At 72.0% G+C, this 7,882-nt stretch carries 7 protein-coding genes and 1 pseudogene; 3 read left to right on the top strand and 5 right to left on the bottom strand.

Annotated features, from left to right (window positions below):
• Window positions 1-240, bottom strand: a pseudogene (locus GUY60_RS30575) (peptidoglycan-binding domain-containing protein); the annotation flags it as partial.
• Window positions 241-450: 210 nt separating this feature from the next.
• Between GUY60_RS30575 and GUY60_RS30570 the strand changes: the two are divergent.
• Window positions 451-2,547 (top strand): MDR family MFS transporter, encoded by a 2,097-nt coding sequence (locus GUY60_RS30570; protein ID WP_161703679.1) that lies wholly within the window; start codon window positions 451-453, stop codon window positions 2,545-2,547.
• Window positions 2,548-2,634: 87 nt separating this feature from the next.
• On the opposite strand, the gene GUY60_RS30565 is transcribed toward GUY60_RS30570, so the two are convergent.
• Both GUY60_RS30565 and GUY60_RS30560 read right to left on the bottom strand, forming a co-directional pair.
• Window positions 2,635-3,135 (bottom strand): GNAT family N-acetyltransferase, encoded by a 501-nt coding sequence (locus GUY60_RS30565; protein ID WP_161703677.1) that lies wholly within the window; start codon window positions 3,133-3,135, stop codon window positions 2,635-2,637.
• A gap of 77 nt (window positions 3,136-3,212) precedes the next feature.
• Window positions 3,213-3,542, bottom strand: a complete 330-nt coding sequence (locus GUY60_RS30560; RefSeq protein WP_161703675.1) for an antibiotic biosynthesis monooxygenase family protein — start codon at window positions 3,540-3,542, stop codon at window positions 3,213-3,215.
• Window positions 3,543-3,713: 171 nt separating this feature from the next.
• On the opposite strand from GUY60_RS30560, the gene GUY60_RS30555 reads away from it, so the two are divergent.
• Window positions 3,714-4,106, top strand: a complete 393-nt coding sequence (locus GUY60_RS30555; RefSeq protein WP_161703674.1) for a hypothetical protein — start codon at window positions 3,714-3,716, stop codon at window positions 4,104-4,106.
• Window positions 4,107-4,132: 26 nt separating this feature from the next.
• Here the strand turns inward: GUY60_RS30555 and GUY60_RS30550 are convergent, their stop codons facing one another.
• Window positions 4,133-4,813 (bottom strand): O-methyltransferase, encoded by a 681-nt coding sequence (locus tag GUY60_RS30550; protein ID WP_161703671.1) that lies wholly within the window; start codon window positions 4,811-4,813, stop codon window positions 4,133-4,135.
• A gap of 136 nt (window positions 4,814-4,949) precedes the next feature.
• Between GUY60_RS30550 and GUY60_RS30545 the strand changes: the two genes are divergently transcribed.
• Window positions 4,950-6,071 (top strand): serpin family protein, encoded by a 1,122-nt coding sequence (locus tag GUY60_RS30545; protein ID WP_161703669.1) that lies wholly within the window; start codon window positions 4,950-4,952, stop codon window positions 6,069-6,071.
• A 63-nt stretch (window positions 6,072-6,134) separates the two neighbouring features.
• Here the strand turns inward: GUY60_RS30545 and proP are convergent, their stop codons facing one another.
• Window positions 6,135-7,550, bottom strand: coding sequence for a glycine betaine/L-proline transporter ProP (proP, locus tag GUY60_RS30540; RefSeq protein WP_161703667.1), 1,416 nt, complete (start codon window positions 7,548-7,550; stop codon window positions 6,135-6,137).
• Between the last annotated feature and the right edge of the window lie 332 nt (window positions 7,551-7,882).

The raw sequence follows: 7,882 nt of genomic DNA, 5'->3' as shown, positions 1-7,882 counted from the left end.
CCCGAACTCGCCGCCGTACTCGCCCTCGTACCGGTCCCCGTCCCCGTACTCGTCCCCGTACTCGGCGTCCGGCAGGGACACATAGGGCCGGATCCGCAGCGGATCGAAGTCCTCGGCGGCGGCCGCCTCCGCGCTCCGGGTGTCGCGTACCGCGTCCGCCGTGCGCCGGCCGCAGGAGCAGGCCGGGCCGCCGTCCGCGCCCCTCGGCGTACCGCACTGCGGGCAACTGCGTGCGCTCACCGCCTGGCCCCCCTCCGGTCGAGCCCCGAGGGGCTCCGGTGGTGCGTGCCCGGCCGATTATGCAGCCCTTCGCCCGCCCCGCCCAGGGGCTTGAGAAGCCACTCGACAGGCCATAACCGGCCACACCGCCCAGGATGGAAGGTGCGGCGGGCCCCAGAGCGGGGCCTCGTCCCCGCGGCGCACGCGGCGCGCGGTTGCGAGGAGGCGTCGATGACGACGACGGAGCACGCGGACGGCTCGGCCCCGATACCGCTCCCCGGCCAGGAGCGGAGCAGGCGCAATGTGCTCGTCTCCATCGGGGCACTGCTGCTCGGCATGCTGATCGCCGCGCTCGACCAGACCATCGTGTCCACGGCGCTGCCGACGATCGTGAGCGAACTCGGCGGCATGAAGCACCTGTCGTGGGTCGTCACCGCGTACATGCTGGCCGCGACCGCCGCGACGCCGCTGTGGGGGAAACTCGGCGACCAGTACGGGCGCAAGAAGCTTTTCCAGACCGCGATCGTGATCTTCCTGATCGGGTCCGCGCTGTGCGGCATGGCGCAGAACATGCCGCAGCTGATCGCCTTCCGCGCGGTGCAGGGACTCGGCGGCGGCGGCCTGATGGTGCTGTCCATGGCCATCGTCGGCGACATCGTCTCGCCCCGTGAACGCGGCAAGTACCAGGGCCTGTTCGGCGCTGTCTTCGGCGCCACCAGTGTGCTCGGGCCGCTGCTCGGCGGCCTCTTCGTCGACCACCTCTCCTGGCGCTGGGTCTTCTACATCAACCTGCCGATCGGCGTGGTCGCGCTCGCCGTCATCGCCGCCGCGCTGCACATCCCGGTACGCGCGACGAAGCACGTCATCGACTACCTGGGTACGTTCCTGATCGCCGCGGTCGCCACCTGTCTGGTGCTCGTCGCCTCGCTCGGCGGCACCACCTGGGCCTGGGGCTCGGCGAAGATCATCGGCCTCGCGGTGCTCGCCGTGGTGCTGCTCGTGGCCTTCGTCGCGGTGGAGCGCAGGGCGGCGGAGCCGGTGCTTCCGCTGAAGCTGTTCGGCATCCGCACCTTCACGCTCTCCGCGGTGATCAGCTTCGTGGTGGGCTTCGCGATGTTCGGCGCGATGGTCTACCTGCCGACGTTCCTGCAGGTCGTGCACGGTATTTCGCCGACCATGTCGGGCGTGCACATGCTGCCGATGGTGCTCGGACTGCTGCTCTCGTCCACCGCCTCCGGCCAGATCGTCAGCCGCACCGGACGCTGGAAGGTCTTCCCCGTACTCGGCACCGCCGTCACCACACTCGGCCTGCTGCTCCTGCACCAGCTCGACGAGGCCAGCTCCACCCTGGAGATGAGCGCCTACTTCTTCGTCTTCGGCCTCGGTCTCGGCCTCGTCATGCAGGTGCTCGTACTGATCGTGCAGAACGCCGTCTCGTACGAGGACCTGGGCGTCGCCACCTCCGGCGCCACGTTCTTCCGCTCCATCGGCGCCTCCTTCGGCGTCGCGATCTTCGGCACGATCTTCGCGAACCGGCTCGCCGACAAGCTGAACGCCGCCTTCGCGGGCCAGAACGTGCCGCCCGGCACCGCCGCCGCCCTGGAGGCCGACCCGCGCGTGATGGCACAACTCCCGGCCGGGGCACGCCCGTTGGCGCTGCACGCCTACTCGTCCGCGATCACCGACGTGTTCCTGTACGCGGCCCCGGTCGCGCTGCTCGCGTTCGTCCTGTCCTGGCTGCTCAAGGAGGACAAGCTGCGCGGCTCGGTCACCGCGCCGGAGATCAGCGAGACCCTGGCCAGCAACCCCGTCGAGCGCTCCTCGCACGACGAGGTGCTGCGCGCCCTCTCGGTACTCGGTACGCGCGAGGGGCGCCGTGAGGTGTACGAGAAGATCACCGCGCGTGCGGGGTACGACCTGCTGCCCGCGGCCAGTTGGATGCTGCTTCGCATCCAGCGGTACGGCTCCGTCGAACCGGCCCGCCTCGCCGAGCGCAGCGTCGTACCGCTGCCCGTGGTGCAGGCCGCCGCGCGCCAGGTCGAGGAGCGCAGGCTCGCCCGCCGCACCGGACTCGAAATGGTCCTCACCGACACGGGCCGCGAGGTCGCCGCCCGCCTCGGCAAGGCCCGCGAGGAGTCCCTGGCGGAGCTCCTGGGCGACTGGTGGACCCCGGACCGCCCCGTCGACCTGGCCCAGCTCATCGAGGAGCTCAACGCGGAACTGTGCGGCTCGGACAGCGAACGGCCGCACGACGGCGTGATGAAGGCACTGGAGCTGGAGCGGGGGGCGCGCGCGCATGTGAGGTCTGGTCCTGAGGGCTGGACCTGAGGGCCGGGTCCGGGGGCTGGTCGAGCTGGTCGTGGAATCGTGCACGCGCGCGTGGGGCCGATTCACGGGTGAGCCGGGTGCGGGCGGTCAGGCGTTCAACAGTTGCTTGCCGTACCAGATCTCGCAGTAGGGGCCGGTGTTGTACGCGGGGATCTCGCGGAACCCGTGCCGGGTGTAGAGGGCGCGGGCCTCCACCAGGTCGAGGCGGGTGTCGAGCACGAGCTCCCGGGTCCCGGCGTCCCGTGCGGCCCTCTCGGCCGCCGCCATCAGGGCTCCGCCGCCACCGGTGCCGCGCAGCGCGGACGCGACGTACACGCGGGTCAGTTCGGCGCGGCCGTCCCCGAGGAACCGCACCCCGGCGCTCCCCCCGGCCACGTCGCCGTACCTGCCGACGAGCAACAGGCCGTCCGGCGGCGCGAGTTCGGCCCCGCTCTCCGCCGCGACCCCGCGTTCGAGCTCGGCGGGCGGCGTCGGCTCCCCGGTCTCACGTACGTACCACCGGTCGCTCACCTCGGTGTAGTACGCCCGCCACAGCGCGGCAGCGGCGGCGGAGTCGAACGGTTCGGGGCGGACGGTCCACACAGTCATGCCTAGATCGTCGACGAGCGGCACGCGCGTGTGCAACGGGATTCCGGGGGCGCGGGGCCGCGCCCCCGGACTGCGGATCAGGCCTGCTTGGGCGGCGCCTGCTGGACGACCTCGAAGGTCCAGACCGTGGAGCCGGTCGCCGCGGGCTTCGGGCGCTCCCCGCCCGACTCGGCCCCGCCCTGGTGGGCGGCCTTCATCGGGCCCTCCATCCAGGCCTGGAACGCCGCCTCGTCGCGCCAGCGGGTGTACACGAGGTACTGGTCGGTGCCCTCCAAAGGCTTGAGCAGCTCGAACCACTCGAACCCGTCGGCGTTCTCCACCGTGCCCGCGCGGGCGGCGAAGCGCTTCTCCAGGACCTCGCGCTGCTCCTGCGGAACGGTCAGGGCGTTGATCTTCACGATGCTCATGCGCCCATCCTCTCGCACGCGCGCGTGGTGCCCGATCGGGGCACGCGTGTGGGCCGAGTCACGTACGGAAGCCGCGGCCTCGACCTATCATCTGGCGGCGCGCCCCACCGCGTACCCGTACCGGAGAGCGTCCCGACTCCCGGGAGAACACCGCGACTTGAAGGAGCGCACGTGCTCGAACTCACCATGGCCTCGGTGGCGGAGGCGGACGCCGGCGCGACGGCGGGCATGCTCATGGCCGACGAGGACAGCACGCCGGGCGCGGTGCTGCGCGTCGGCCGCGACGGCGCCGTGTGCCGGCTCGTACCGCCCGAGGACTGGTTGTTCGTGTCCCGCGTGCACCTGGAGTTCCACTGCGCCGAGGACCTGACCTGGAGCGTCAGCTGGCTGCGCGGCTCGCATTCGGACCCGTCCTCGCGCGTACGCCTTGTCACGGGCGGCGGCGCGCAGGAGCTCGCGTACGGCGGGAGCGCGCCGCTGCCCGTGGGGGGCTCCGGCGAAGTGGTGATCGAGGACAGGACCGGACCGCGCACGGTGAACGTGGGCTTCCACCACGAGGCGTAGGGGAGCCCGCCCTCAGGGTGCCCGGGTCAGCTCGTGACGCGCGCCAGTGAGAAGCCGTCGTACCCCTTGCTGCCGACCGTCTGCAGCGCGGTGCCCGAAAGCCGGGGGTGCTCCGCGGTCATGGCCAGGAAGTCGCGCACACCCCGCACCCTGGGGTCGGTGGTGTCGGCGTCGGCGACCGCCCCCTCGCGCACCACGTTGTCCCCGATGATCAGGGAGCCGGGGCGGGTCAGGCGGAGCGCCCACTCCAGGTAGTGCGGGTTGTTGGGCTTGTCCGCGTCGATGAAGACCAGGTCGAAGGGTTCGGCGCCCTCGTCGACCAGCGCGGCGAGCGAGTCGAGTGCCGTGCCGGTGCGCACCTCGACGACCTCGGCGACGCCCGCGCGGGCCAGGTTGGCGCGGGCCACCTCGGCGTACGCGGCGTTGGCCTCCAGGGTGACGAGGCGGCCGTCGGCGGGCAGGGCGCGGGCCAGCCAGATCGCGCTGTAGCCGCCGAGGGTGCCGATCTCCAGGACGCGCCGGGCGCCCTGGATCTGGGCGAGGAGCTGGAGGAGCTTGCCCTGGTTCGGGGCGACGGCGATACGCGGCAGCCCGGCGACGTCGCTGGCGCGCAGCGCCTCGTCGAGGGCGTCGTCCGACGGGGCGAGGAGTTCGGTGAAGTAGGCGTCCACGGCGTTCCAGCGGTGTGCTGCGGGGTCCTGAGACATGTGGGTGCGGGGTCCCTTCGGTGGTCCGGCGACTGTTCGGGAGGCTGTTCCCGGTGACTGCCCCGGCGATTGTCAGTGGCTCCTCGCATACTGGTCCACACGTACCAACGGGGCGAACGGGGACGGGGGATGAGCCATGGCTGAGCAGATCGAGCAGGTGCTGCCGGGCGTCGAGGTGGGGCGCCTCGCCGAGCGCTGGCTGCCGCATGTGGGCGGTGGGGAAGAGGACTTCGTGTGTTCACCGGCGGGCCTCTGGCTCGCCCTGGCGTCGGTGGCGGCGGGCGCGCGCGGCAGCACCGCCGACGAGCTGCGCGAGCTGCTCGGGGTCGCCGGGCAGGACGCGGCCCGCGCGGTGACCGAGGGCGCCCGCGCCCTGTCCCGCACGGACGCGCTCGCGGTGGCCACGGGCGTCTGGAGCAGAGTGCCCGTCTACCGCGCGTACCGCGAGGCGCTGCCCGACATCGGGTTCGGGCCGATGGACCCGGACGCGATCGACGCCTGGGTGAACCGGGCGACCGGCGGGCTCGTGTCGAGGCTCCCGGTCCGGATCACCCCCGAGACGCTTCTCGTCCTGGTCAACGCCCTTGCCCTGAAGGCGCGTTGGCAGGACCCGTTCCAGGCCCACGCCACCCGTCCCGAGGCGTTCACGGACGCGGCGGGGGAGCGGCACCAGGTGGCGACGATGCACGGTCCCGTACCGCCGGGCCAGGCCTGGGAGGTGGCGGCCGAGGAGGGTGCCGCGCGCGTGGTGGAGCTCGGCTGTGTCGCGCCCGCGGGCGCGGGCCCGTCGGCGGCGGCCAAGGTGCGGTTCGTGCTCGGGGCACCCGGCGCGACGCCCGCGCGCGTACTGCCACTGGCCTGGGCCCCGGTCGCCCGCCGCAGACCGCTGGACGCGGACGCCGTCCGGATCGCCCTGCCGAAGCTGTCGCTGCGCTCCACCGTCGAGATCGTGCCGCACCTGGTGGCGCTCGGTGTGCGGCAGGCGTTCCAGGACGCCGCCGACTTCTCCGCGCTCTCGCCGGAGCCGCTGGCCGTCTCGCAGGTGGTGCAGGAAGCGGTGGTCAAGGTCGCCGAGCAGGGCGTGGAAGCGGCCGCGGTGACGGTGGTGGCGATGCGCTTGGGCGGTGCGTACCGCCCGCCCGAGCGCATCGAACACATCGCGTACGACCGGCCGTTCGGGGTGGTGGTCCTCGACGGCAGCGGCACCGTACCGCTGTTCACGGCCTGGCAGGCGGGCGCACCGGAAGTGGACGGGTAGAGCCGGGGGCAGGGCGGAGGATCCGGGGCCGGGGCGGCGGATCCGGGGCCTGGCCGGGGGCGGTCAGGCCGGCGTGATGCCGCCCTGGCCCGCGGCCCGCAGCGCCTGGGCCTCCTGCTCCGTCTCGACCGAGGGCGCCGAACCCGGCAGCGGGCGGCGGGCGCTCTCCGTCATGAACCAGACGGCGACACCGCCGACGACGGCCGCGGCCATCATGTAGTAGGCGGGCATCATCACGTTGCCCGTAGCGCCGATCAGTGCCGTCACGACCAGCGGGGTCGTGCCGCCGAAGATCGAGACGGAGACGTTGAAGCCGATCGACAGCGAGCCGTACCGCACCCGGGTCGGGAAGAGCGCGGGCAGCGTGGACGGCATCGTCGCCGTGAAGCAGACCAGGAGCAGGCCGAGCGCGCCCATGCCGAGCGCGATGGCGAACAGCGAGCCCTGCCGGATCAACAGCAGTGCGGGAACGGAGAGAAGCAGGAACCCGGCGCAGCCGAAGGCGATCACGGGACGGCGCCCGACCCGGTCGGTGAGCCGGCCGGCGAAGGGCTGGACGACCATCATCAGCGCCATCACGCCGAGGACGACGAGCAGGCCGTGCGTGGAGTCGTAGTCGAGCTCACCCGTCAGGTAACTCGGCATGTACGAAAGGAGCATGTAGTCCGTGACGTTGAAGACAAGCACCAGGCCGACGCAGAGCAGCAGCGCGCGCCACTGGCCGGTGACCATCTCACGGAGCCTCACCTTCGGACGGGACTCCTCCGCCTTGTCGAGCTCGGCGGCGAAGGCCGGGGTCTCCTCCAGGCGCATACGCAGGTACAGGCCGATCAGACCCATCGGGCCGGCGATCAGGAACGGGATGCGCCAGCCCCAGGAGAGCAGGTCGTCCGTGGAGAGCAGGGCCGTCATCAGCGTGACGAGACCGGCGCCGCCGATATAGCCGGCCAGGGTGCCGAACTCCAGCCAGCTGCCGAGGAATCCGCGCTTCTTGTCCGGCGCGTACTCGGCGATGAACGTGGAGGCGCCCGCGTACTCACCACCGGTGGAGAAGCCCTGCACCAGGCGCGCCGCGAGCAGCAGGACCGGGGCCCCGACGCCGATGGAGGCGTGCGAGGGGATCAGGCCGATCGCGAACGTGCCCGCCGCCATCATGATCATGGTGAAGGCGAGCACCTTCTGACGGCCGATGCGGTCACCGAGCGGCCCGAAGACCATGCCGCCCAGGGGGCGTACGAGGAAGGCGGCGGCGAAGGCGCCGAAGGTGGAGAGGAGTTGGACCGTGGCGTTGCCGGACGGGAAGAAGACCTTGCCCAGGGTGACGGCGATATAGCTGTAGACGCCGAAGTCGAACCACTCCATGGCGTTGCCGAGCGCGGCCGCCTTCACGGCGCGCTTGACCATCGCCGGGTCGGTGACGGTGACCTCGGCGGGCGGCGCGCTGTCGGCGGCGGTCGGACTGAGAGTGGCTGAAGACATGTGTCCCGAAGATAGGGGCGATTGACGCATTACGTACCGTGCGCAAACCGTTGCTGATCCGGCGAAATCCGGTCCTCACCTGCCTCGTAGCACCCTGGCAAGGGCCGTGCGACACCACCTTCTTGTGAGGTATGTCGCGCTCCCCGCAGGCAACCGGGCGGCCCGTAGGGCCCTGTGAAGAAGTGCGGGGGACAGCACCCGAGGACGTGCGGGGGACGGCGTCGCGTGGTTGTCCACAGGCAGAGCGCGGGAGGGCGCGCTGCTCATAAGATCCGGGCACGGACACGGGACGGGGCGGGGGCCGGCAGCGCGTGGTGAATGCGGAGCGGGGC

Source organism: Streptomyces boluensis, from assembly GCF_009908195.1.
Taxonomy (GTDB): Bacteria; Actinomycetota; Actinomycetes; order Streptomycetales; family Streptomycetaceae; genus Streptomyces; species Streptomyces boluensis.
The sequence above is the reverse complement of the archived record's forward strand: the minus strand, read 5'-3'. Positions and strand labels throughout refer to the sequence as shown.

Coding starts and splice junctions, on each gene's coding strand:
- GUY60_RS30570 (WP_161703679.1), top strand. CDS start 451: ATGACGACGACGGAGCACGCGGACGGCTCGGCCCCGATACCGCTCCCC.
- GUY60_RS30565 (WP_161703677.1), bottom strand. CDS start 3,135: ATGACTGTGTGGACCGTCCGCCCCGAACCGTTCGACTCCGCCGCCGCT.
- GUY60_RS30560 (WP_161703675.1), bottom strand. CDS start 3,542: ATGAGCATCGTGAAGATCAACGCCCTGACCGTTCCGCAGGAGCAGCGC.
- GUY60_RS30550 (WP_161703671.1), bottom strand. CDS start 4,813: ATGTCTCAGGACCCCGCAGCACACCGCTGGAACGCCGTGGACGCCTAC.
- GUY60_RS30545 (WP_161703669.1), top strand. CDS start 4,950: ATGGCTGAGCAGATCGAGCAGGTGCTGCCGGGCGTCGAGGTGGGGCGC.
- proP (WP_161703667.1), bottom strand. CDS start 7,550: ATGTCTTCAGCCACTCTCAGTCCGACCGCCGCCGACAGCGCGCCGCCC.